Annotated in this window: 26 protein-coding genes and 1 pseudogene; 21 read left to right on the forward strand and 6 right to left on the reverse strand. The window is 66.8% G+C overall.

Going from position 1 to position 21,978, the window contains the following annotated elements; genetic code table 11:
- Positions 1 to 14 precede the first annotated feature (14 nt).
- From RMCB_RS36665 to RMCB_RS26135, 3 genes and pseudogenes are all read left to right on the forward strand, one after another.
- Positions 15 to 827: pseudogene (locus tag RMCB_RS36665) on the forward strand (glutamate ABC transporter substrate-binding protein); the annotation flags it as partial.
- A gap of 63 nt (positions 828 to 890) precedes the next feature.
- On the forward strand, positions 891 to 1,541 hold the full coding sequence (locus RMCB_RS36670) for an amino acid ABC transporter permease (RefSeq protein WP_234792252.1): 651 nt from the start codon (positions 891 to 893) through the stop codon (positions 1,539 to 1,541).
- Positions 1,542 to 1,604: 63 nt separating this feature from the next.
- Complete coding sequence (locus tag RMCB_RS26135) at positions 1,605 to 2,501, forward strand: amino acid ABC transporter permease (protein WP_062831077.1); 897 nt, start codon at positions 1,605 to 1,607, stop codon at positions 2,499 to 2,501.
- Between the two features lie 9 nt (positions 2,502 to 2,510).
- Here RMCB_RS26135 and RMCB_RS26140 read toward each other — a convergent pair whose 3' ends face one another.
- From RMCB_RS26140 to recA, 3 genes are read right to left on the reverse strand one after another with little or no spacing between them, the layout of a single operon-like run.
- Positions 2,511 to 3,050 (reverse strand): AAA family ATPase, encoded by a 540-nt coding sequence (locus RMCB_RS26140; protein WP_062831078.1) that lies wholly within the window; start codon positions 3,048 to 3,050, stop codon positions 2,511 to 2,513.
- Between the two features lie 43 nt (positions 3,051 to 3,093).
- On the reverse strand, positions 3,094 to 3,654 hold the full coding sequence (recX, locus tag RMCB_RS26145; protein WP_029370132.1) for a recombination regulator RecX: 561 nt from the start codon (positions 3,652 to 3,654) through the stop codon (positions 3,094 to 3,096).
- A complete protein-coding gene (gene recA, locus RMCB_RS26150) occupies positions 3,623 to 4,669 on the reverse strand; it encodes a recombinase RecA (RefSeq protein ID WP_029370131.1) in 1,047 nt (348 codons plus the stop codon). The genes recX and recA overlap by 32 nt, the downstream gene beginning before the upstream one ends.
- Before the next feature lie 195 nt (positions 4,670 to 4,864).
- Between recA and RMCB_RS26155 the strand changes: the two genes are divergently transcribed.
- The 18 genes from RMCB_RS26155 (at position 4,865) to hypD (ending at position 20,336) form a co-directional block, all read left to right on the forward strand.
- Entirely contained in the window at positions 4,865 to 5,194 is a 330-nt protein-coding gene (locus RMCB_RS26155) for a hydrogenase maturation nickel metallochaperone HypA/HybF (protein ID WP_029370130.1), read from the forward strand.
- A 1-nt stretch (position 5,195) separates the two neighbouring features.
- Entirely contained in the window at positions 5,196 to 5,996 is an 801-nt protein-coding gene (gene hypB, locus RMCB_RS26160) for a hydrogenase nickel incorporation protein HypB (protein ID WP_062831079.1), read from the forward strand.
- An 89-nt stretch (positions 5,997 to 6,085) separates the two neighbouring features.
- The gene (locus RMCB_RS26165) at positions 6,086 to 7,141 is read left to right on the forward strand and encodes an NADH-quinone oxidoreductase subunit B family protein (protein ID WP_062831080.1); all 1,056 of its coding nucleotides are present in this window, start codon (positions 6,086 to 6,088) and stop codon (positions 7,139 to 7,141) included.
- 88 nt (positions 7,142 to 7,229) lie between these two features.
- The gene (locus RMCB_RS26170) at positions 7,230 to 9,026 is read left to right on the forward strand and encodes a nickel-dependent hydrogenase large subunit (RefSeq protein ID WP_062831081.1); all 1,797 of its coding nucleotides are present in this window, start codon (positions 7,230 to 7,232) and stop codon (positions 9,024 to 9,026) included.
- 3 nt (positions 9,027 to 9,029) lie between these two features.
- Positions 9,030 to 9,929: a NifU family protein gene (locus tag RMCB_RS26175; protein WP_062831082.1), complete on the forward strand. Its 900-nt coding sequence runs from the start codon at positions 9,030 to 9,032 to the stop codon at positions 9,927 to 9,929.
- Positions 9,926 to 10,558 carry a DUF5947 family protein gene (locus RMCB_RS26180; protein WP_062831083.1) on the forward strand — a complete coding sequence of 211 codons (633 nt, stop codon included), beginning with the start codon at positions 9,926 to 9,928 and terminating at the stop codon, positions 10,556 to 10,558. The genes RMCB_RS26175 and RMCB_RS26180 overlap by 4 nt, the downstream gene beginning before the upstream one ends.
- Positions 10,555 to 11,211 carry a DUF6084 family protein gene (locus tag RMCB_RS26185; protein ID WP_062831084.1) on the forward strand — a complete coding sequence of 219 codons (657 nt, stop codon included), beginning with the start codon at positions 10,555 to 10,557 and terminating at the stop codon, positions 11,209 to 11,211. The genes RMCB_RS26180 and RMCB_RS26185 overlap by 4 nt, the downstream gene beginning before the upstream one ends.
- A complete protein-coding gene (locus tag RMCB_RS26190; protein WP_062831085.1) occupies positions 11,208 to 12,530 on the forward strand; it encodes a hypothetical protein in 1,323 nt (440 codons plus the stop codon). Before RMCB_RS26185 ends, RMCB_RS26190 begins: the two co-directional genes overlap by 4 nt.
- Before the next feature lie 11 nt (positions 12,531 to 12,541).
- Positions 12,542 to 12,661, forward strand: coding sequence for a DUF6893 family small protein (locus tag RMCB_RS36995; RefSeq protein WP_109784434.1), 120 nt, complete (start codon positions 12,542 to 12,544; stop codon positions 12,659 to 12,661).
- A 23-nt stretch (positions 12,662 to 12,684) separates the two neighbouring features.
- Positions 12,685 to 13,146 (forward strand): hydrogenase maturation protease, encoded by a 462-nt coding sequence (locus tag RMCB_RS26200; protein WP_201028355.1) that lies wholly within the window; start codon positions 12,685 to 12,687, stop codon positions 13,144 to 13,146.
- 2 nt (positions 13,147 to 13,148) lie between these two features.
- The gene (locus RMCB_RS26205) at positions 13,149 to 13,403 is read left to right on the forward strand and encodes a HypC/HybG/HupF family hydrogenase formation chaperone (protein WP_062831087.1); all 255 of its coding nucleotides are present in this window, start codon (positions 13,149 to 13,151) and stop codon (positions 13,401 to 13,403) included.
- A complete protein-coding gene (gene hypF / locus RMCB_RS26210; RefSeq protein WP_062831088.1) occupies positions 13,400 to 15,676 on the forward strand; it encodes a carbamoyltransferase HypF in 2,277 nt (758 codons plus the stop codon). The genes RMCB_RS26205 and hypF overlap by 4 nt, the downstream gene beginning before the upstream one ends.
- Positions 15,677 to 15,679: 3 nt before the next feature.
- On the forward strand, positions 15,680 to 16,435 hold the full coding sequence (locus RMCB_RS26215; RefSeq protein WP_062831089.1) for a DUF6390 family protein: 756 nt from the start codon (positions 15,680 to 15,682) through the stop codon (positions 16,433 to 16,435).
- On the forward strand, positions 16,432 to 17,163 hold the full coding sequence (locus RMCB_RS26220) for a hydrogenase assembly protein HupF (RefSeq protein WP_062831090.1): 732 nt from the start codon (positions 16,432 to 16,434) through the stop codon (positions 17,161 to 17,163). Before RMCB_RS26215 ends, RMCB_RS26220 begins: the two co-directional genes overlap by 4 nt.
- The gene (locus RMCB_RS26225) at positions 17,160 to 17,834 is read left to right on the forward strand and encodes a D-sedoheptulose-7-phosphate isomerase (RefSeq protein ID WP_062831091.1); all 675 of its coding nucleotides are present in this window, start codon (positions 17,160 to 17,162) and stop codon (positions 17,832 to 17,834) included. Before RMCB_RS26220 ends, RMCB_RS26225 begins: the two co-directional genes overlap by 4 nt.
- Positions 17,831 to 18,922 (forward strand): hydrogenase expression/formation protein HypE, encoded by a 1,092-nt coding sequence (gene hypE, locus RMCB_RS26230; protein ID WP_062831092.1) that lies wholly within the window; start codon positions 17,831 to 17,833, stop codon positions 18,920 to 18,922. Before RMCB_RS26225 ends, hypE begins: the two co-directional genes overlap by 4 nt.
- A 12-nt stretch (positions 18,923 to 18,934) precedes the next feature.
- The gene (locus RMCB_RS26235; protein ID WP_029370115.1) at positions 18,935 to 19,210 is read left to right on the forward strand and encodes a HypC/HybG/HupF family hydrogenase formation chaperone; all 276 of its coding nucleotides are present in this window, start codon (positions 18,935 to 18,937) and stop codon (positions 19,208 to 19,210) included.
- Position 19,211: 1 nt separating this feature from the next.
- Positions 19,212 to 20,336: a hydrogenase formation protein HypD gene (gene hypD / locus RMCB_RS26240; RefSeq protein ID WP_062831093.1), complete on the forward strand. Its 1,125-nt coding sequence runs from the start codon at positions 19,212 to 19,214 to the stop codon at positions 20,334 to 20,336.
- Between the two features lies 1 nt (position 20,337).
- On the opposite strand, the gene RMCB_RS26245 is transcribed toward hypD, so the two are convergent.
- The 3 genes from RMCB_RS26245 to RMCB_RS26255 are packed head-to-tail and all read right to left on the reverse strand — an operon-like array spanning position 20,338 to position 21,956.
- A complete protein-coding gene (locus RMCB_RS26245; RefSeq protein WP_062831094.1) occupies positions 20,338 to 20,541 on the reverse strand; it encodes a hypothetical protein in 204 nt (67 codons plus the stop codon).
- Between the two features lie 41 nt (positions 20,542 to 20,582).
- Positions 20,583 to 20,774, reverse strand: coding sequence for a DUF3046 domain-containing protein (locus RMCB_RS26250; protein WP_029370112.1), 192 nt, complete (start codon positions 20,772 to 20,774; stop codon positions 20,583 to 20,585).
- 9 nt (positions 20,775 to 20,783) lie between these two features.
- Entirely contained in the window at positions 20,784 to 21,956 is a 1,173-nt protein-coding gene (locus RMCB_RS26255; protein WP_062831095.1) for a glycosyltransferase, read from the reverse strand.
- Positions 21,957 to 21,978: the final 22 nt, after the last annotated feature.

A 21,978-nucleotide genomic window follows, 5' to 3' on the forward strand; every position in this document is an offset into this window, starting at 1 on the left:
GGGACGGCGACCAGATGCCCATTCGCACTCGCCGCACCCGGCCGCTTCGCCTGATCATCCTCGCGCTGCTGGCTGCCGCACTGCCGTTCATCGCCTCCGGCTGCGGCAGCGACAGCAACAAGCTCGTCATCGGCACCAAGTTCGACCAGCCCGGCCTTGCGGTCAAGAAGCCCGACGGCTCGATGGCCGGGTTCGACGTCGACGTCGCCACCTACGTCGCCGGCGAGCTGGGTTACAAACCAGACCAGATCGAATGGAAAGAGGCGCCGTCCGGTCAGCGGGAGACGCTCATCGAGAACGGCCAGGTCGACTACATCGTCGCCACCTACTCGATCACCGACGCCCGCAAGAAGAAGGTCAGCTTCGCCGGGCCGTATCTGATCACCGGGCAAGGCTTGCTCGTGCGGGCCGACGACACCGACATCACCGGCGTCGAGTCGCTCCAGAACGGCAAGAAGCTGTGCTCGGTGACCGGCTCGACGCCCGCTCAGCGCATCAAGGACAAGTACCCCGGCGTGCAGCTGCAGCAGTACGACACCTATTCGGCCTGCGTCGAGGCGCTGCGCACCGGCGCCATCGACGCGCTGAGCACCGACGAGGTGATCCTGGCCGGCTTCGCCGCGCAGTTCCCCGGCGCCTTCAAGGTCGTCGGCAAGCCGTTCTCGGTCGAGAAGTACGGCATCGGCCTGCGTAAGGGTGACACCACGCTGCAGACCAAGATCAACAAAGCCATCACCAAGATGCAGCAGGAAGGGGCCTGGCAGGCCGCGTTCGAGCGCAACCTCGGGCCGGCCGGCATCGCCACCCCAGCCCCGCCGCCACTGGACACCTCGGCCGGCGTCGAAGCCGGCGAGTCCGGCGGCCTGAACCTCGGCAAGTACAGCGGGCAGATGGTCTCCGCGTTCTGGACCACGATCAAGCTGACCGTGTACTCGGCGATCGGGGCACTGCTGCTGGGCACCCTGCTGGCCGCGATGCGACTGTCCCCGGTGCCGGTGATGCGGTGGCTGGGCGCGGCCTACGTCAACGTGGTGCGCAATACGCCGCTGACGCTGATCCTCATCTTCTGCTCCCTGGGTATCGGCACGACGTTGCACATCACCCTGACCGATCCGAACTCCCCGACGTCGATTGCCGACAGCGGATTCCGGCTGGCGGTTCTCGGTCTGACCGTCTACACCGCGTCGTTCGTGTGCGAGACGCTGCGGTCCGGGGTGAACACCGTGCCCATCGGCCAGGCGGAGGCAGCCCGCTCACTCGGGCTGAGTTTCGGTCAGAATCTGCGAATCATCTTGCTGCCGCAGGCTTTCCGCGCAGTCATCATCCCGCTGGGTTCGGTGCTCATCGCCCTGGTCAAGAACACCACCATCGCCTCGGCGATCGGTGTGGCCGAGGCGGCGCTGCTGATGAAGGAAATGATCGAGAACACCGCGGCCCTGCTGGCGGTGGGCAGCATCTTCGCCGCCGGGTTCCTGGTGCTCACCTTGCCACTGGGATTGTTGTTCGGCTGGCTCGGGAAACGCTGGGCGGTGGTTCGGTGATGAGCGCTCGCGCGAAGAACGGAGAACACTGATGAGCGCTCGCGCGAAGAACGGAGAACACTGATGGCCGAGTCATCGGTTCTCTACGACGCTCCGGGTCCGCGGGCGCGGGCGCGCAACCGCGTGACCGCCGTCTTGACGGTCGCCGTGGTGCTGGTCGCCGCGGTCGCGGTGGTGTGGCGGTTCAGCGACGCCGGCCAGCTCACCGCGGAGAAATGGAAGCCATTCCTGACCGGCGGCCTGTGGACGACGTACGTATTGCCGGGTGTGCAGGGCACGCTGACCGCGGCGGTGTTGTCGATCGTGCTGGCGCTCGTGCTGGGCTGTGTGCTCGGGGTCGGTCGGCTGTCGCCGATCGGTCCGCTGCGGTGGGTGTGCGCGGTGGTCGTCGAGTTCTTCCGCGCGGTACCGGTGCTGATCATGATGCTGTTCAGCTATGCCCTGTACGCGATGTACGACGTGTTCCCCTCCAAGCAGTTGGCGCTGGCAGGCGTCGTGACGGGCCTGACGCTCTACAACGGCGCGGTGATCGCCGAGATCGTCCGGGCGGGCGTGCACGCATTGCCGCGCGGCCAGGCCGAGGCCGCATCGGCCCTGGGGCTGACATGGGGCCAGACCATGCGGTCGATCCTGCTGCCCCAGGCCATCACCTCGATGCTGCCGGTGCTGGTGTCACAGATGGTGGTGGTGCTCAAGGACACCGCGATCGGCTACCAGATCACGTTCGTGGAGATGGTGCGTCAGGGCACGGTCGTCGGTTCGGCATACGGCAACTACATCCCTGCCCTGATCGTCATCGCTGTGCTGATGATCAGCGTGAACTTCGCGCTCTCGGCATTGGCGACCAGGCTGGAACGCCGCCTGCGGCGGTCGACGCGCGGTCCCGCGCCCATGCACGCCGAGGCCGTCGAGCAGGAGGGCGCACCGGGTGCCGTGGTGTTGCAGGACCAGCGGGACTAGTCGGGACGGTCAGCTCAAGCGGTAACGGCCCGAGGCGATCGCCTGCCGAACCACCTCTGCAGTGCCGGAAGCGTCGAGGTCTGTGTTGTCGATGACATGGCGTTCGAGGTCGCCCAGATCGGCGAACGCATCATGCAATCCTGTGATCACGTCGGGGTCCTTCAGATCCGGTCCGGTGCGTACCTGTGCCCGCTGCAGCGCCGTGCCGAGAGCAGGTCTCAACACGATGTACGACAAGACGAGACCCGTTCGCGCAGCGGCAGCTCGGTAGGGTGCCAGAAACCACGGGCCGACGATGCCGTCGACGATCACATCGAATCCGCCCTGGGCGTACACCGCGACCGCTGCCACGATCGCATCGACAACGGTCTCGTTCTGAGCCTGCGCCTCAGGCATGTGCGGGGGGATGAAACCCGAACGAATCGCACGAAAGAACTGGTCGGTGGTGACGTGCACCGTCGACTTGCCCGCCGAGCCGGCGATGAGCTCGGCGGCCGTCGTCTTCCCGCTCGCCGGTGGACCGGTCAGGATGACCACATCTCCGTTCACGAAGACGAAGGTAGATGCAGCACAGGCCTTCTCGCATCCGGTTTTACACCCGGCGGCGCTCCCGCTCACTGGCCAACTCGACGCTGACCACGTCGAAGGCCATCGACTGGCTGTAGCCGCGACGGGCCAGCATGCCGACCAGCCGACGGGTCACCTTCACGTCGTCGTCATCGCCCAGCCGTTCACGGCGAAGCTTGTCGCGTACCAGCTGCTCGGCGCGTTGGCGTTCGGCGGCCGGGTCGAGGTCGGCCAGCGCAGCGGAGATGACCTCGCCGTCGACGCCCTTCTTCCGAAGCTCGACAGCCAAGGCGCGCTTACCTTTTCCGGAGTTGGCGTGCCGCGTCCGCACCCACTGCTCGGCGAAGTCCTCGTCATCGACCAACCCGACTTCGGCCAGCCGGTCGAGGACTTTGACGCTCACCTCGTCGGGATAGCCACGCTTGGCGAGTTGACCCTCCAGCTCCGCGCGGGTGCGTGCCCGCACGGTGAGCAGACGCAGACATACGTCACGCGCCTGCTCCTCGCGCTTGCGGGGATCCTGCGTCTGCTCTTCGCGGGTGTCGTCAGCCGACTCAGAAGTCGACCGGGGCGGGAAGTGCGTCATCGTCCACGGTCACATCGGCGCCGATACCGAGCTTTTCCTTGATCTTCTTCTCGATCTCGTTGGCGACGTTGACGTTCTCCAGCAAGAACTTTCGAGCATTCTCCTTGCCCTGCCCCAGCTGCTCACCGTCGTAGGTGAACCAGGACCCGGACTTGCGGATGAAGCCGTGCTCGACACCCATATCGATGAGCGAGCCTTCGCGGCTGATGCCGTGGCCGTAGAGGATGTCGAACTCGGCCTGCTTGAACGGCGGCGAGACCTTGTTCTTGACGACCTTGACACGGGTGCGGTTACCGACCGCGTCGGTACCGTCCTTGAGGGTCTCGATGCGGCGGACGTCCAGCCGAACCGAGGCGTAGAACTTCAATGCCTTACCGCCCGTGGTGGTTTCGGGTGAACCGAACATCACGCCGATCTTCTCGCGAAGCTGGTTGATGAAGATCGCGGTGGTACCCGAGTTGTTCAGCGCACCGGTCATCTTCCGCAGCGCCTGGCTCATCAGACGGGCCTGCAGACCGACGTGGCTGTCGCCCATCTCGCCCTCGATCTCGGCGCGGGGCACCAGGGCGGCCACCGAGTCGATCACCAGGATGTCCAGCGCACCGGAGCGGACCAGCATGTCGGCGATCTCCAGCGCCTGCTCACCGGTGTCGGGCTGGCTCACCAGCAGCGAGTCGGTGTCCACCCCGAGCTTCTTGGCGTACTCGGGATCCAGCGCGTGCTCGGCGTCGATGAACGCCGCGATGCCGCCTGCAGCCTGTGCGTTGGCCACCGCGTGCAGCGCCACCGTGGTCTTACCCGAGGATTCCGGGCCGTAGATCTCGACGACCCTGCCGCGCGGCAGGCCGCCGATGCCCAGCGCCACGTCCAGGGAGATCGATCCGGTGGGGATCACCGAGATCGGCTGGCGCACCTCCTCGCCGAGGCGCATCACCGAGCCTTTGCCGAAATTCTTGTCGATCTGCGCCATCGCCAGCTCGAGGGCTTTTTCGCGATCAGGGGCTTGCTGCGCCATGGTGGTGCCTCTCCAAGTAGTCGTGTTGACCGGTGTTCCGATCGGTTGGCCGTGACGCTAGAGCAGGCCACCGACAAGTCAGCTCAGTCGAACTGCACCCCACAGTAACGAACAAATGTTCGATCTCAAGTGGACACGCCGTGATTGCGGCGATTCAGGCATATCGTGAGGAGATCCGGCCCGAACGAGGCAGCGATGCACGAGTTGGCGATAACCCAGAGCGTCGTCGACGCGGTGTGTGAACACGCCGCCGGTCGTCGGGTATGCAGTGTGCGACTCGAAGTCGGAGCGCTGTGCGCAGTCGTCCCGGATTCCATGCTGTTCTGCTTCGACCTGGTCACCAAGGGCACGGTCGCCGACGGCGCCCGACTGGACCTCGACATACAACCGGGCACGGCACACTGCCGCGACTGCGGGACCGATTTCGAACTTCCCGACCTGATCCTGCTCTGCCGCTGCGGAAGCGCCGATGTCGAGGTGACCGCCGGGCGGGATCTGCGCATCCTCTCGATGGAAGTGAGCTGACATGTGCGCCACCTGCGGTTGCGGCCACGACGGGCCGACGATCACCATCCCCGGCACGGACCACGACCACCGCCACCCTCACCAACACCCGCACCCTCACGACGAGCACACCGAGACCGTCACGCTCGAACAGAAAGTGCTCGCCAAGAACGACCTCGTCGCCGAGCAGAATCGCCGGTGGCTCGCCGGCCGCGGCATCCTGGCCCTCAACGTGACGAGTTCGCCGGGCGCGGGCAAGACCACTCTCCTCGAGCGCACCATCCGCGAGTACGGGACCCGGCGGCCCATCGCGGTGATCGAAGGAGATCAGGAGACCTTGCTCGACGCCGACCGGATCAGGTCCGCCGGCGCGCGCTCGGTTCAGGTCAACACCGGCGCAGGCTGTCATCTGGACGCGAACATGGTCCGCGGAGCCCTCGACGCGCTCGATCCCGAGCCCGATTCGGTGTTGTTCATCGAGAACGTCGGAAACCTGGTCTGCCCGGCCTTGTTCGACCTTGGCGAACGCAACAAAGTCGTCGTTGTCTCGGTAACCGAGGGGGCCGACAAACCGCTGAAATACCCCTACATGTTCGCGGTCGCGGACCTGGTCGTCATCAACAAGATCGACCTCATCCCCTACGTGGACTTTGACATCGAAACCTGTTGCAGCAGAGCTCGATCCGTCAACCCCCGGGTCGACATCCTGCCGGTTTCGGCGACACGGGGGGACGGACTCGAGTCGTGGTACGCCTGGATCGACACCTGTGCGATGAGCACGATGCCCGGGGCTACCGTTGACAACACGAACCCCCAGGAGTAGACCCAGATTTCAGGCGCCCTGAAGAAGTCGGTGCGCGCCTCAGATCAGAGTTTGGGGTTCGGCGCCCGGGCCCCAGGAAGCTGTGACGTATGCCAACAGAGGCAGCAGTCAAAGCGGAAGAGGCACTGATCCACGTGCTGTGGATCAACGCCGGATTGAGTTGTGATGGTGACTCGGTGGCGCTGACTGCCGCCACACAACCGAGCATCGAAGAGATTGCCCTGGGAGCCCTTCCGGGCCTGCCCAAGATCGCTGTCCACTGGCCGCTGATCGACTTCGAATGCGGCCCGGCCGGAGGCGCCGACGACTTCCTCGCGTGGTTCTTCAAAGCGGAGAGAGGCGAGCTCGATCCGTTTGTCCTCGTCGTCGAGGGGTCCATCCCGAACGAGCGGATCAAGAGCGAGGGTTATTGGTGCGGGTTCGGAAACGACCCGGCGACCAACCAGCCGATGACCACCAGCGAGTGGCTGGATCGGCTCACCCCCAAGGCCACGGCCGTCGTCGCGGTCGGCACCTGCGCCACCTACGGCGGGATCCACGCGATGGCAGGCAACCCGACCGGCGCCATGGGCGTTCCCGACTATCTCGGGTGGGACTGGAAGAGCAAGGCCGGTATCCCGATCGTCTGCGTGCCGGGTTGCCCGATCCAACCGGACAACCTCGCCGAGACCCTGACCTACCTGCTGTACATGGCCACCGACCAGGCCCCGATGATCCCGCTGGATGACGCGCTGCGACCCACGTGGCTGTTCGGCAACACCGTCCACGAAGGCTGTGACCGCGCGGGCTATTACGAGCAAGGCGACTTCGCGACCGAATACGGGTCGCCGAAATGCATTGTGAAACTCGGGTGTTGGGGACCCGTGGTCAAGTGCAACGTGCCCAAGCGCGGTTGGATCAACGGGATCGGCGGTTGCCCAAACGTCGGCGGCATCTGCATCGGGTGCACCATGCCGGGCTTCCCGGACAAGTTCATGCCGTTCATGGACGAACCACCGGGCGGCAAGGTGTCCACGACGGCATCCGGGCTCTACGGGTCGGTGATCCGCAGCCTGCGCCACGTCACCGGCCGCACCGTCGACAAGGAGCCCAAGTGGCGCCATCGCGGTACGACGCTGGAGACCGGGGCCACTCGCACCTGGTAGACGCGGGGCCGGGGCCGCGTGGCCCCGCCCCGAACGCGGGAACAGTTGGCATACCTGGCTTTACCTGCCCACCCGAAAGAGAAGTGCGATGACAACCATCATCCCCGAGCCGTCACACATCAAGCGCGAACCCGGCCAACTGGTGGAGATGGCGTGGGACCCGATCACGCGCATCGTCGGCAGCCTCGGCATCTACACCAAGATCGACTTCGAGAACCGCGAGGTCGTCGAATGCCACAGCACCTCATCGATATTCCGCGGCTACTCGATCTTCATGAAGGGCAAGGACCCACGCGACGCCCATTTCATCACCAGTCGCATCTGCGGTATCTGCGGCGACAACCACGCCACCTGCTCGTGCTATTGCCAGAACATGGCCTACGGGGTCAAGCCGCCGCATCTCGGCGAATGGTTGGTGAACCTCGGCGAGGCCGCGGAATACATGTTCGACCACAACATCTTCCAGGAGAACCTGGTGGGTGTGGACTACTGCGAGAAGATGGTGTCCGAGACCAATCCCAGCGTGCTGGCCAAGGCCGAGAACACCGCCGCGCCGCATGCCGACGCGCACGGCCACCGCACCATCGCCGACATCATGCGGGCCCTCAATCCGTTCACCGGCGAGTTCTACCGGGAAGCCCTGCAGGTCAGCAGGTGGACGCGAGAGATGTTCTGCCTCATGGAAGGTCGTCACGTCCACCCGTCGACGCTGTATCCGGGCGGCATCGGGACGACCGCAACGGTGCAGCTGATGACCGACTACATGACCCGGCTGATGCGTTACGTCGAATTCATGAAGAAGGTCGTGCCGATGCACGACGATCTGTTCGATTTCTTCTACGAGGCCCTTCCGGGCTATGACCAGGTCGGTCTGCGCCGCACCCTGCTCGGCTGCTGGGGGTCCTTCCAGGATCCCGAGGTGTGCAATTTCGCCTACAAGGACATGGAACGCTGGGGCGACGCCATGTTCGTCACACCCGGCGTGGTGGTCGACGGCAAACTCGTCACCCACTCACTGGTGGACATCAACCTCGGCATCCGAATCCTCCTGGGCCACAGTTACTATGACGACTGGTCCGATCAGGAGATGTTCGTCAAGACCGATCCGCTCGGCAACGCCGTCGACCGCCGCCACCCCTGGAACCAACACACCAACCCCAAGCCGCAGAAGCGCGATTTCGACGAGAACTACAGCTGGGTGATGTCCCCGCGCTGGTACGACGGCAAGGATCACCTGGCGCTGGACACCGGCGGTGGTCCGCTGGCACGGCTGTGGTCGACGGCGCTCGCGGGGCTCGTCGACATCGGGTACGTCAAGGCGACCGGTCGCAGCGTCCAGATCAACCTGCCGAAGACCGCGCTGAAAGGCCCCGTCGAGTTCGAATGGAAGATTCCGGACAAGGGCAGCAACACCATCGAACGCAACCGGGCCCGCACCTACTTCCAGGCCTACGCCGCGGCGTGCGCGCTGCACTTCGCCGAGCAGGCATTGGCGGAAATCCGGGCAGGCCGCACGAAGACATGGGAGAAGTTCGACGTGCCCGACGAAGCCATCGGGTGCGGCTTCACCGAGGCCGTTCGTGGCGTGCTGAGCCACCACATGGTGATCCGCGACGGCAAGATCGCCAACTACCACCCGTATCCACCGACACCGTGGAACGCCAATCCGCGGGACAGCTACGGCACTCCGGGGCCGTACGAGGATGCGGTGCAGGGTCAACCGATCTTCGAGGAGAACGACCGCGAGCACTTCAAGGGCATCGACGTCATGCGCACGGTGCGCAGCTTCGACCCCTGCCTGCCGTGCGGCGTGCACATGTACCTCGGGAACGGAAAGTCCTTGGAGCTCATGCACTCCCCCACCCAGTCAGCCACCGCGGACTGACACATGACGCCCGCCGTAACGCCGGTCCACGACGGACCCGATGACGTAGCGCACTGGCGCTCGGCAGGCGACCGAATACAGAATCTCCTGGACGCCAGCGCCGCAGGCGGGGCTGCGGCACTCGATCGCGCCGAACGGCTCGTACGCGAGGTCACCGATCTCTATGGCGCCGGGCTGCGACGGATCTTGACGATCGTCTCCGCGGATCCGTCCATTGTCGAAGCGGTGGCAGCCGACGATCTGGTGGCCAGTCTGCTGCTCGTCCACGGCCTGCATCCGCATCCGGTCGAACGGAGGATCACCGACGCGCTCGACCGGGTCCGCCCCTACCTCGGATCGCATGGCGGCGACGTCGACCTGCTCGAGGTCGACGGGCCCGTGGTCCGGCTGCGATTCCGCGGAAGCTGCAAGAGTTGCCCGTCCTCGGCAGCCACCCTCGAATTGGCCATCGAGGACGCGGTCAAGAACGCCGCGCCCGAAGTCTCTGCGATCGAGGTGGTGCCCGACGGCGACGCTCGTCAGCTGATACCCGCACAGGCGCTGCTGAACCGGGTGCACACCAACGGGCACCGACCTGCCACCTGGCATCCCGTGCCCGCCGTCGACGACCTGATGCCCGCAGAGGTGGGCGGTTTCGCCGTCGCAGGCACATCGGTGCTCGTATGCCGCATCGACGACGAACTGTTCGGCTACCGCGATCGCTGTCCGGTCTGCACCAGCGGAATGGCGGGGGCGACACTGACCGGCGCGGTGCTGACCTGCCCGCACTGCGGTTCCGGTTTCGACGCGGTTCACGCCGGTCGTGCGCAGGACGACGGCAGCGATCAGCACCTCGAGCCCGTCCCGGTGCTCAGGCGTGACGGCGTGCCATCGATGGCGATCGCACAGGAAGCCGTGACGTGAACAGCCCGGTGGACGTACTGGCCCGGATCCGTGCGGGCCGCGGTGCACCGGAGCAGCCCGGTGAGCAGTGCGAGATGTGCTCGGAGCCCATCAGCGACGAACACCAACACGTCGTCAATGTCGAAGGCCGCCAACTGATGTGCGTATGCCGAGGCTGCTACCTGCTGTTCACCGACAGCGCGGCCCAGCTGCGGTACCGCGCCGTCCCCGATCGTTATCTGGCGTTTCCCGATTGTGCTGTCAGCAGGGCGGACTGGGAAGCCCTGCAGATTCCCGTCGGTCTGGCGTTCTTCTTCCGCAACTCCGCGCTCGGCCGCATCGTCGCGTTCTATCCGGGACCGGCGGGCGCCACCGAATCCGAACTCGATCTGGATGCCTGGAACGCGATCCTCGACGCCGACTCCAGGCTCGGCCTGCCTGCCGCCGATACCGAGGCGTTGCTGATCCGCCTGTCCGACGACGATTCTCTCGCGCCAGAGTGCTACGTCGTTCCCATCGACTCGTGCTACGAGTTCGTCGGCCGAATCCGGTTGCTGTGGCGCGGATTCGACGGTGGGCAAGACGTCCGCCGCTACATCGACGAGTACTTCGACGCGCTCGCGCACCGCAGCCGGGTGGTGCCACCATGACCGGCCCGGCCGCACCGGCGACGGAGCTGACCTTCGCCGTTCTCGAGGTCAGCCCCGAACCCTATGCCGTGACACCGATTCTCACCGCGCGCATCGGCGTGGCCTCGATCGGTGACGACCCCGTCCATGCGCTCGCGCTGCGCTGTCAGGTGCGGATCGAACCGATGCGGCGCAGCTACCACGATGACGAAGCCGCCGGTCTGCTCGACCTTTTCGGCCCGCGCGAACGCTGGAACACCACCCAGCGCACCTTCTTGTGGCAGCACGCCACCGCAATGGTGCCCGGGTTCACCGGCACCACCCAGGTCGGGCTCGCCCTCGGATGCACTTACGACTTCGAAGTGGCCGCCGCAAAGTACCTGCACGCCCTGCGCGGCGGGATCGTCCCGCTGCAGTTCCTGTTCAGCGGCACCGTATTCACCCGCGGATCGCGAGGCTTCGCCGTCACCCAGGTGCCATGGGACCGCGAGGATCGATTCGACATGCCGGTTGCGATGTGGCAGAACCTGATCGCACAACACTTCCCGAACACCGGCTGGCTGCGCCTGCGGCACGACACGATCGCCGACCTGGCCGCCTACAAGTCCCGCCACGGCCTGCTGTCCTTCGACGAAACCATCACGTCGCTGCTGTCGCGACAGGAAATACCATGACCGCCGATTGGGAACAGGTGCGGGCGGTCGCCGACGCGGTCCTCTACGAGGGCTATCTGTTGTATCCCTATCGGGCCGACTCGCAGAAGAACCAATCCCGTTGGCAATTCGGCGTGCTGGGCCCGCCTGGCGCGGCCCAGACCGGGATCGGGGAGGACAGCGTGCTGTCGAGCCAGCTGCTCGTCCGCCAACACGACCGCCCGAAGGTTTCGATCGTCGTCCGGTTCCTCCAGCTGCAACGCCGCACAGCCGAGCGCCGCCGCTCTGGACACCGGTTCGAAGCCGTCGACGAACTGGTGACCGCACACGGATCGTGGCTCACCTGGGACGAGGCCATCGAACACGAAATCCAGTTCGGCCCGTTCGATCTGGCCGAGCTCGGCGTGGCACGGAGATGTCATGTGGCCGTCCGGCCGGGCACCGACATCGAGTATCTCGAAAGCGGCCGATTGGTGCGGTCGCGACGCGAACTACGGGGGCAGCTGAGCGTCGCGTGCGAGCCCGACGACGGTCTGCTCCGGCTGAGCGTGTCGGTCGTGAACACCGCGGCGCCCGCATCGGGCAAGCACGAGGCCGTCGCGGTGTCGTTGATCGGAACCCATCTCGTGGTGTCCGTCGCCGACGGAGAATTCGTCTCCCTGCTGGACCCGCCTGCGGACGCGAGCGCCGCGGCTACCAGGTGCCGTCATCACCGTTGCTTCCCGGTGCTGGCCGGCCCACCCGAGGAGAACCGGCTCATGCTGGTCTCACCGATCATCCTCTACGACCATCCCGAGATCGCCGAGCAGAGCGGGGGCGCGCTCTACGACTCCACCGAGATCGACGAGATCCTCACACTGCGGATCATGACGATGACCGACCAGGAAAAGGTGTACGCCCGGGCGACCGACCCGCGAGCCGCCGACATCATCGACCGCTGTGAGTCGATGTCACCCGAGGCGATGCTCAATCTGCATGGCGTGCTGCGCAATCCGCATGCTGCCGGAGAACCCGGACTCATCCCGGAGCTGCCCGACGGAATCCAGTGGTGGGATCCCCTTGCCGATGGCGCCGTCGACCCTGCCGTCGATGCTGTGCTGGTCAACGGGGTGCGAGTGAGTCGCGGCAGCCGCGTCCGCCTGCACCCGTCACGCCGGGCCGACGCCCAGGACCTGTTCTTCGTCGACAAGATCGCGCACGTGACGTCGGTGCATGAGGATGTCGACGGCGAGCGCCATCTGGGCGTCGTGCTCGACGACGACCCCGCCGCCGACCTTCACGAATGGTATGGCCGCTACCTGTACTTCTCACCCGATGAAGTCGAACCGCTGGTGCAATGAGAGGAGTCGCAATGGAAGTCGTGGGTTGGATCGCCGTCGTGATCGTGGCGGCTGTCGTGGCCGTCGCAGCAGTGCTCGGCCTGAGGTCAATTCCCGATGCCCAGCGTTACCTGAAGATGCGTCGCATGTAGCCGGTGACACCACGTCCGGAGTACTGATAGCCGGTATCGGCAACATCTTCCTCGGAGACGACGGATTCGGGCCCGAGGCGATCAGGCATGTGCCCCGACACCCTGATGACGAGCGAATCTGCCTGCGCGACTATGGGATCGGCGGCATGCATCTGGCATACGACCTCCTCGACGACTGGGATGCCCTCATCTTGGTCGACGCCCTGCCATGCCAAGGGTCGCCGGGGACGCTGCACGTGTTCGAGGCCGACTTCGCGGGCCTGCCCGGTCCGGCCGGTCTGGATGCGCACGCGATGGATCCCGCGGCGGTGTTCGCCGGTCTCACCGCGCTCGGCGGCGCACCGCCTTACACGGTGGTGATCGGCTGCGAAGTCGAGACAGTCGCCGACGGCATCGGCTTGTCCGACAGTGTCACAGCAGCGATTCCCGGTGCGGTCGCGGCGATCGAAGCCGCGACGGCACGCCTCGCGAACCGGGAGGTCTGACCATGTGTCTGGGAATCCCAGGGCAGGTGGTGCGCATGCTGGAGGGCTACGGCGGTCAGCTCGCCGTGGTCGACGTCGCCGGTGAGCAGCGCAAGGTCAACGTCGGTATGCTGGCCGACGAGACGTTCGGGCCTGGCGACTGGGTGATCATCCACATGGGCTTCGCCGTCGAGAAGACCGATGCAGCCGGCGCGGAGGCGGCCATGCGGGGATTGAAACTGATGGGCCGCGGTCGTGACCCGGAGGCGCCGCCATGATCGGGCGGCAACGGCTTCGGGTCGCTGTCCAGGGCGTGGTGCAAGGCGTGGGCTTCCGGCCATTCGTCTACACCACGGCGGCAGCGCTCGGCCTGACCGGCAACGTGCGCAACGACAGCTCGGGTGCGGTCATCGAAGTCGAGGGCGACCGCACCGCCATCGACGAATTCCTGAATCGGCTGCGCGACAGTCCCCCTCCGCTGGCCGTCGTCGAGTCGATCGAAACGGCGTGCCTCCCGGTCGCAGGCGGGACCGGATTTGTCATCGCCGACACCTCGAAGGCCGACGGCGGCCGCACCCTGGCCTCACCTGACGTCGCGATGTGCGCCGAATGTGCGGCCGAACAGCGCGATCCGGCTGACCGCCGCTACCGGCACGCCTTCATCAACTGCACCAACTGCGGCCCACGCTTCACCATCATCGCGTCACTGCCCTATGACCGTTCGGCGACAGCGATGGCTCCTTTCGCCATGTGCGCCGACTGCGCGCGCGAATACACCGACCCTGCCGACCGGCGATTCCACGCGCAGCCGGTGTGCTGCCCGCGTTGCGGCCCCACCCTGACCTTCCACGGCGGCACCACCACCACAGCCGCATCCGGCGTGCAGGCTGCCCGGCAACTGCTGTCCGACGGCGCGATCCTCGGTGTCAAGGGAATCGGCGGCTACCATCTGGCCTGCGATGCGAGCGATCATCGAGCGGTCACCGAGTTGCGCCGCCGCAAACGCCGCGGCGACAAGCCCTTCGCGGTGATGGTGCCTGACCTCGACGCAGCACATGCCATCGCCGACATCGCCCCTGCCGCAGCGCGTTTGCTGGCCGGCGCGGCGCGCCCGATCGTCCTGCTGCCACGGCGTCCGGGCGCGGTGGTCGCCGACGCGGTGGCTCCACGCAATCCCGACCTCGGGGTGATGCTCGCATACAGTCCCCTGCACACCCTGCTGTTCGGGTTGCCCGGCGACAGGCCCGCGCCGGGCGTGCTCGTGATGACATCGGCCAATCTCAGTGGCGAACCGATCTGCCACACCGACGACGATGCACTGCAACGGCTTTCGTTCCTGGCCGACGGCTGGCTCACCCACGACAGGGCGATCCTGGTGCCCTGTGACGACTCCGTGCTGCGCGTGGTCGACGGCATCGACGTGCCGATTCGCCGCTCACGGGGATACGCGCCACTGCCCGTTGCCCTGCCCGTAGCAGTACCGCCCACGCTGGCCGTGGGTGCCGATGTCAAGAACACCGTCGCCGTGGCCGATCAGCGCTACGCCTGGCTCAGCGCACACATCGGCGACATGGACGGGCTGGCCACCCTCACCGCGTTCGGCAAAGCAGTCCGGCACCTCGAGGCACTCACCAGCGTCGCGCCCGAAGTGCTTGTCACCGACGCCCATCCGGGGTATCGGTCGAGCGCCTGGGCGCACCGCAACGCCGACGGGCGACCGGTGCGGACGGTGCAGCACCACCACGCCCACATCGTCGCGGCGATGGCTGAACACGGTCTGGACTGTCCGGTGCTCGGATTCGCCTTCGACGGAACCGGATACGGCCCCGACGGCGCGGTGTGGGGTGGCGAGCTCCTCGAAGCGGACTACAAGGGTTACCGGCGGCTGGCGCACATGCGATATGTGCCCATGCCCGGCGGCGACATCAGCGTGCGACGTCCGTACCGGATGGCGCTATCGCATCTACGCGCAGCCGGGCTCGCCTGGGACACCGACCTGCCGCCGGTGCGGGCCTGTCCGTCCGACGAATTGCACGTCCTCGACCATCAGCTGCGCGGGGACACCGCGTGCGCCCCGACCTCCAGCATGGGCCGGCTCTTCGACGCAGTCGCCGCCTTGATCGGGGTGCGTCAGGTGGTCGATTACGAGGCCCAGGCCGCCATCGAGCTGGAGGGGGTGTCGCGCGATATCGACACCGGTGTCACGCGGTACGCGTTCACCGTCGACACCGACCGGTATCCGCTGGTGTTCGATCCCGCGCCGGTGCTCACGGGCGTGATCGACGATCTGCGCGGCGGCGTACCGGTCGGGGTGATCGGGGCCCGGTTCCATCGGGCGGTGGCCGATCTGATCGTCGCGCTGGCCGAGTCCCGCGCCGTGCCGGGTCAGCCCGTGGTCCTCTCGGGCGGGGTGTTCCAGAACGCGCTGCTGTTGCACCAGACGCTGACCGCGCTGCGCGCCAAAGGATTCCAGGTGTTCACCCACCACCGGGTGCCGCCGAACGACGGCGGTATCGCATTGGGCCAGCTCCTGGTCGGAAACGCCGGGTGAGCCATGACGGTCACCGGATTGCACACCCTGCCCGCGGGATCGGCGCTGTTCGCGCGCTACGCGTACCCGCCCAACGAACTCGGGTATTGCGGGCCGGGCGACTCCGGTGTGCTGCTGCGTGGTGACGACGCGGCCCGGGTGGCAAGCCATGCCAGGGAGTTCGACGGAGCCTGGCCGTATCTGAGCACAATCGCCCGCGCCACGGGATCGGACCCGCTGGACGTGGACGTGGTCCGCGGATATTGGCTAGGCGGCCCGCCGCTGCGGCGCGTCGACCCCGCCGTCTTGCTCGCGACGCTGCGGGCAGCGTTTTCGGGTCAGGTGACCGGTCTGCTCGACGATGTCGAGTCCACACCGGCCGTCTTGGCACACCACAGCTTTCACGTCTTCGCCGTCTACCCATGGGTGCGCTTCCTCGATCGGGAACCCGCCACGGCACTGAAGGTATTGCAGAGTTGCCGCATCCGATGGGGCACCGTCACGGCAGTGGACGGCGAACATGCCGTCATCGACGCCTGTCCCCTGGTCCTCGACGACGACTTGCTGCGGTTGGGCCCGCAAAGCCCCGAGCGGGTGCGCTGGAGCCGCGACGGCGCGTCGTTCGTCACCGCCCCGACGCCCGGCACTGTCGTGTCAGCCCATTGGGACTGGGTGTGCGACATCCTCACCGACGACGAGTGTGCGGCGCTGCGCGAGGCCACCACGACAACGCTGGACATGGTGAACGCCGCCCGAAGAACAAGAGGAGGTCTCCCATGACCGTCACCGCACAACCGTTCGTCGACACCCAGTTGTCGGCGGACCTCGCGGCGGCCGCACTGGACGTCGCCCGCCAGTTCCACGACGGCGCCACACTGTGGGTCATTGCGCCGCAATGGCAGCCGCACGCGCACCACGTCGCCGTCGAATTCGTCCACCCGGTCATCATGGGTAAACGGGCCCTGCCGTCCGTGGCGCTGGTCGAGCCGGATCCCGTCGCCCAGGCCCGGGTGGCCAGCCAGCCCGGTGATCTGCTGCTGGCTGTCGCGTCGGCGGACGAGCCCGCGGTCATCGATGCCATGCGCCGGGCACCCGCCTGGGGCGTCACCACGGTGTGGATCGGATCGGGCCCACGCCCTGCGCCCGGAGCTGCCCACCACATCCTGTGGGTCGACTCCGACGATCCGATGGTGCCCGCAACCGGCCGATTCGTCTTGATGTATCACCTGCTCTGGGAGCTCACCCACGTGTGCTTCGAACATCCGGGACTGCTCAAGCCCGCCGACGCCGAGTGCACCGACGAGGTCTGCCTGACCTGCAGCGACGAGGGCCAGCTCGCGGAAGTTGTTCTGGTAGAGAACGATTCGAGTAATCAGGCGCTCGTGCGTACCCGTGAAGGCGAGCAGTGGGTCGATGTCGCACTGCTCGGCGCAGTGTCACCCAACGATCTGATCCTCGTGCATGCCGGCACCGGGATCGCCCTGCTGGAAACGGAGTCGGCCTCATGACCACGAACCAATCCGACAGCACCGGATTCCTCTACCCGTTCATCGAGTCCGAAGAGACCGACGCGCGGTCGCTGCTCGACGACCTGGCGTCCTCGGCGCGCGGGAAAGCGGCGGAAAGCGCCCGGCTACAGCAGGAATCACTACGTGAATACGAGGCCGGGCTGGTCGCGGCGGGCCAGGCCATGGCCGACCGCTTCACTCGCGGTGGCAGGCTCTACACGCTGGGCAACGGGGGCAGCTCCACCGATGCGGCCACCCTGGCCACCTTGTTCAGCCGCCCGGCCCGAGGCCGGCCGGTGGCGGCCTGGTCGCTGGCTGCCGACGAAGCCGTCGTCACGGCCCTGGGCAACGACGTGGGATTTGAGCTGATCTTCAAACGCCAGATCATCGCCCATGCCCGTGACCGCGATGTCGCCATCGCGCTGTCGACGTCCGGCAACTCCGAAGACCTCATGACGGCGATCACCGAGGCCAAGCGGCGGGGACTGCTCACCATCGGATTCGCCGGTCACGACGGCGGGCGCATGGGGACCGCCGAAGACCTGGACTTCTGTTTCACCGTGCACAGCCAGAGCATTCACCGGATCCAGGAAAGCCACGCAATGCTCGGCTACCGGCTGTGGTCGGTGGCCCAGGAGCGGCTGGCCCGCGCGCGGGAGCACGCATCATGACCACCAGTGCGGCGGCCCAACGCGAGGACCGCGCGCTGGAACGGATCGACAAGTTCCGGCAGCGGCGCCCGCGACTGCTCGACGACGTCGTGACGCTGGCCCACGGTGCGGGCGGGAAATCGTCTGCGGCACTGGTCGATGCGGTGTTCGTGGAAGCCTTTCGCAACCCTGAGCTGGAGCAGCTCGGGGACGCCGCGGTGGTGACCACCCCGGCCGGAGACCGGCTGGCGTTCTCCACCGATTCGTATGTCGTTGCGCCGCATCGTTTCCCCGGTGGGTCCATCGGCCACGTCGCAGTGCACGGGACGATCAACGACCTCGCCGTCTCCGGCGCCCGGCCGTGCTGGATGTCGGCGGGATTCGTGATCGAGGAGGGTTTCCCGATCAGTGAACTGCGCGAGATCGTGGCGGACATGGCCGAAGCCGCCGCGCATGCGGGAGTGCTGATCGTCACCGGCGACACCAAGGTGGTCGGAAAAGACGCGGCCGACGGCGTGTACATCTGCACTGCCGGAGTCGGCGTGATTCCCGAAGGCCGGCGCCTGGCACGTGAACTCGTGCAGCCGGGCGACAAGGTGGTGTTGTCGGGCACCATCGGCGATCACGGCATGGCGGTCATGCTGGCTCGCGGCGACCTGGCGATCGACGCCGACATCGCGTCGGACACCGCGCCCGTGCATGTGCTCGTCGAAGCCCTGCTGGCTGCCGCGCCGTCGACGCGGTGGATGCGGGACGCGACCCGAGGCGGGGTGGGAACCGTGTGCAACGAACTCGTCAAGGACCGGCCGTTCGCGGTGGTCCTCGACGAGCCCATGCTGCCGGTGCAACCCCAGGTGCTCGGTGCGTGCGATCTGCTCGGCATCGACCCGCTCTACGTCGCCAACGAGGGCAAGTTCCTCGCCGTCGTCGCGCCCGAGGAGGCCGATGCCGCCGTCGCCGCCCTGCGCACCCACCCACTGGGCGCGCGTGCCGCCGTCGTGGGCGAGATCATCCCCGAACCGCACGGGATCGTCGCGCTGCGAACATCATTCGGCGGCACCCGCATCGTCGACATGCTCGTCGGCGACCCGCTGCCGCGGATCTGTTGAGAGGAAATCGCAATGTGTCTCGGAATCCCCGGCCAGGTGGTCGATTTCGTCGACGCCGAAGCGCACCTGGCCAAGGTCGACGTCAACGGGGTCCGCCGGACCATCAGTGTCCGGCTGCTCGCCGAAGACGATCTGCGGGTCGGCGACTGGGTGCTGGTGCACGTCGGGTTCGCGATGGCCAAGATCGATGAACGCGAAGCCGCCTTGACCCTCGATCAGGTGCAGAAGATGGGCGAGAACTACCAGCAGGAGATCGACGCGTTCAACGACTCCGAAATCGAGGTTTGACATGAAGTTCGTCGACGAATTCCGCGATCCGGCCGCCGCGCGGGCCCTGGTCAAATCGATCACCGAACTGGCCGGCGACGACGAGTTCAAATTCATGGAGGTGTGCGGCGGCCACACGCACACCATCTACAGGCACGGCATCGAACACCTCCTGCCGAGTTCCATCGAGTTGGTACACGGGCCGGGCTGCCCGGTGTGTGTCATCCCGATGGGCCGGGTGGACGACGCGATGTGGCTGGCCGAACAGCCCGGCATCATCTTCACCACGTTCGGCGACATGATGCGCGTGCCCGGCTCACGCGGAAACCTGATCGAAGCCAAGGCCCGTGGCGCCGACGTGCGTTTCGTCTATTCACCGCTGGACGCTCTCAAGATCGCGCGCGACAACCCCGAGCGGCATGTGGTGTTCTTCGCGGTCGGATTCGAGACCACCGCACCGTCGACGGCCGTCACGCTTGTGCGAGCCCGCACGCTGGGTGTGCACAACTTCAGCGTGTTCTGCAACCACGTCACGATCGTGCCGCCCATCAAGGCCATCCTCGAATCTCCAGACCTGAGACTGTCGGGGTTCCTCGGTCCCGGTCACGTCTCCACCGTGGTCGGGCTCCGGCCGTACCGCTTCGTCCCCGCCGTCTACGGCAAGCCGATGGTCGTCGCGGGGTTCGAGCCGCTCGACATTCTGGCCTCGGTGCACATGCTGCTGCAGCAGATCCGCGAGGGCCGCTGCGAGGTGGAAAACCAGTACACCCGCGTGGTTCGGCCCGAGGGCAACATCCAGGCCCTGAAGCTGATGGCGGAGACGTTCGAGCTGCGGCCCCACTTCGAATGGCGCGGCCTCGGCTTCATCTCACAGAGCGCGTTGAAGATTCACCGCGACTACGCCGAGTACGACGCCGAGCTGGTGTTCGACATGCCCGGGGTGCGCGTGGCCGACCCGAAGGCCTGCCAGTGCGGGGAGGTGCTCAAGGGCGTCATCAAGCCGTGGGAGTGCAAAGTGTTCGGGACGGCCTGCACACCCGAGACCCCGATCGGCACATGCATGGTGTCGCCGGAGGGCGCGTGCGCGGCGTACTACAACTTCGGCCGGCTGCACCGCGAGACCGCGCAGCTACTGATCCAGCGCTGATTCAGCGACGCCAGTTCGGAAAGTTGTCGAGGTCCCGCAGCGTCATGACAAAGCCGACCGCGCCGACGGCGATGGCCAGGAAGTACCCGACCGCAGCATGCCATCCACCCAGCGTCGACGCGACCAGCCAGCACAACAGAACAGCGGCGATGACCAGCAACACACCGTAGAGCGGCGTGCGTTGAGGATGCTCACCTAGTCGCATAACTCCGGTATACGCGCATACGTGAGCTACGTCATACCTCGCTACCACTCGTCGCGAGGGACGTCGAAATCGGCGCACAGGGCCCGCCATACATCGCGCGGCTCCACGCCGGCCTCGATCGCCTGCGCGGCGGTGCGGCCCATGCTGCTCAGCACGTGATCGACGAGCATGGACCGCCCTCGCATTGAGCCGAACCGGCCGTCGACCAGCTCGTGGAATTCCGTCAAGCGCACACGCCCAACCTACCGAGCGGGTGCCAACGCGTCATGGCACACCCGTACCGGATCTGCCACCTCGCCCACCGATGCCCCGCCCTGCTGAGCAGCCCGGCGATACGTCGCGGAGCCGAGCACCTCACCGACGGCGGCGATCAACGCGTCGGCGGTCAGCGGTCGTACCAGCTGCGCACTGCCTTGGCGCACCAGACGATTGGCGATCTCCCACTGATCACCACCGCCGGGCACCACCACCATCGGCACACCGGCCAGCAGAGTCTTGGACACCATGCCGTGACCGCCCCCGCAGATCACCAGGTCGGCGTGGGTGAGCAGCTCGTCCTGGCGTCCCAGCCCGACCACCGCCCACGGCGGGACATCGACATCGGCCCCGCCGAGCCGAGACACCACCAGCCGAGCCCCCTCGGGCAGGGTCTCTCCGGGCCGCAGCGAGGCCAGCGCCAGCTCGGCCATCCCCTGGGTGCCGGTGGTTGCGGTCGACGGCGCCACGACCACGACGGGGCCCGCACCGTCGGGCACGGTCAGCACCGCGTCGGTCGGCTCGAAGTGCAGCGGCCCCACCACGACGGCCTCCGCCGGCCAATCCGGACGAGGAACCTCGAGCGCGGGCAGGGTCGCGATCAGCCGGCGCAGTGGTCCGGGATCGGTCGCGGGCAGGCCGATGCCGACCCTGGCCTCGGCGCGCTGTGCCAGACCCGTCCGCACAGACCGCGCCGTCAGGGCGCGCAACACCGAGTCGCGCAGGCGGCCGCGCAACCCGACGCCCGGTGCCAAACCGCTGCCCACCGGCGGCAGCCCCTTCGACGGCAAGTACAGCGGATGCGGGTTCAGCTCCACCCACGGAACGCCCAGCAGTTCGGCGGCGAGTCCGCCGCACGCTGTGATCACGTCGGAGATCACCAGGTCAGGGTCCATTTCCCGGAGCTGCGGGGCGTTGAGCACCGCCATGCGGGCCGCCCGTTGATGGATCTTCGCCCCGGCGTCGGCGTCGTTGTCGCCTTCGGTGGGATCCAGGCCGGCCAGTTCGACCGCATCGACCCCGGCGGCGCGGGCCGTGTCCAGCCATTCCACGCCGGTCAGCAGGGTCGGCGTATCCCCCGCCGCCAGGAATTTCAGACACAGCGCCAGGGCCGGGAAAGCATGCCCGGGATCGGGTCCGGCAACCACCGCTACGCGCATTCGGATTACCCTGCCACAGCCA

It is taken from the genome of Mycolicibacterium brisbanense (assembly GCF_001570425.1).
GTDB classification, from domain to species: Bacteria; Actinomycetota; Actinomycetes; order Mycobacteriales; family Mycobacteriaceae; genus Mycobacterium; species Mycobacterium brisbanense.

Bases quoted from the DNA above. Each gene is read 5' to 3' on its own strand.
- RMCB_RS26170 (WP_062831081.1), top strand. From the start codon at position 7,230: ATGACAACCATCATCCCCGAGCCGTCACACATCAAGCGCGAACCCGGC.
- RMCB_RS26235 (WP_029370115.1), top strand. From the start codon at position 18,935: ATGTGTCTCGGAATCCCCGGCCAGGTGGTCGATTTCGTCGACGCCGAA.
- hypE (WP_062831092.1), top strand. From the start codon at position 17,831: ATGACCACCAGTGCGGCGGCCCAACGCGAGGACCGCGCGCTGGAACGG.
- RMCB_RS26135 (WP_062831077.1), top strand. From the start codon at position 1,605: ATGGCCGAGTCATCGGTTCTCTACGACGCTCCGGGTCCGCGGGCGCGG.
- hypB (WP_062831079.1), top strand. From the start codon at position 5,196: ATGTGCGCCACCTGCGGTTGCGGCCACGACGGGCCGACGATCACCATC.
- RMCB_RS26155 (WP_029370130.1), top strand. From the start codon at position 4,865: ATGCACGAGTTGGCGATAACCCAGAGCGTCGTCGACGCGGTGTGTGAA.
- RMCB_RS26215 (WP_062831089.1), top strand. From the start codon at position 15,680: ATGACGGTCACCGGATTGCACACCCTGCCCGCGGGATCGGCGCTGTTC.
- hypF (WP_062831088.1), top strand. From the start codon at position 13,400: ATGATCGGGCGGCAACGGCTTCGGGTCGCTGTCCAGGGCGTGGTGCAA.
- recX (WP_029370132.1), bottom strand. From the start codon at position 3,654: ATGACGCACTTCCCGCCCCGGTCGACTTCTGAGTCGGCTGACGACACC.
- recA (WP_029370131.1), bottom strand. From the start codon at position 4,669: ATGGCGCAGCAAGCCCCTGATCGCGAAAAAGCCCTCGAGCTGGCGATG.
- RMCB_RS26175 (WP_062831082.1), top strand. From the start codon at position 9,030: ATGACGCCCGCCGTAACGCCGGTCCACGACGGACCCGATGACGTAGCG.
- RMCB_RS26190 (WP_062831085.1), top strand. From the start codon at position 11,208: ATGACCGCCGATTGGGAACAGGTGCGGGCGGTCGCCGACGCGGTCCTC.
- RMCB_RS26185 (WP_062831084.1), top strand. From the start codon at position 10,555: ATGACCGGCCCGGCCGCACCGGCGACGGAGCTGACCTTCGCCGTTCTC.
- RMCB_RS26225 (WP_062831091.1), top strand. From the start codon at position 17,160: ATGACCACGAACCAATCCGACAGCACCGGATTCCTCTACCCGTTCATC.
- RMCB_RS36670 (WP_234792252.1), top strand. From the start codon at position 891: ATGGTCTCCGCGTTCTGGACCACGATCAAGCTGACCGTGTACTCGGCG.
- RMCB_RS26220 (WP_062831090.1), top strand. From the start codon at position 16,432: ATGACCGTCACCGCACAACCGTTCGTCGACACCCAGTTGTCGGCGGAC.
- RMCB_RS26255 (WP_062831095.1), bottom strand. From the start codon at position 21,956: ATGCGCGTAGCGGTGGTTGCCGGACCCGATCCCGGGCATGCTTTCCCG.
- RMCB_RS36995 (WP_109784434.1), top strand. From the start codon at position 12,542: ATGGAAGTCGTGGGTTGGATCGCCGTCGTGATCGTGGCGGCTGTCGTG.
- RMCB_RS26245 (WP_062831094.1), bottom strand. From the start codon at position 20,541: ATGCGACTAGGTGAGCATCCTCAACGCACGCCGCTCTACGGTGTGTTG.
- RMCB_RS26205 (WP_062831087.1), top strand. From the start codon at position 13,149: ATGTGTCTGGGAATCCCAGGGCAGGTGGTGCGCATGCTGGAGGGCTAC.
- hypD (WP_062831093.1), top strand. From the start codon at position 19,212: ATGAAGTTCGTCGACGAATTCCGCGATCCGGCCGCCGCGCGGGCCCTG.
- RMCB_RS26165 (WP_062831080.1), top strand. From the start codon at position 6,086: ATGCCAACAGAGGCAGCAGTCAAAGCGGAAGAGGCACTGATCCACGTG.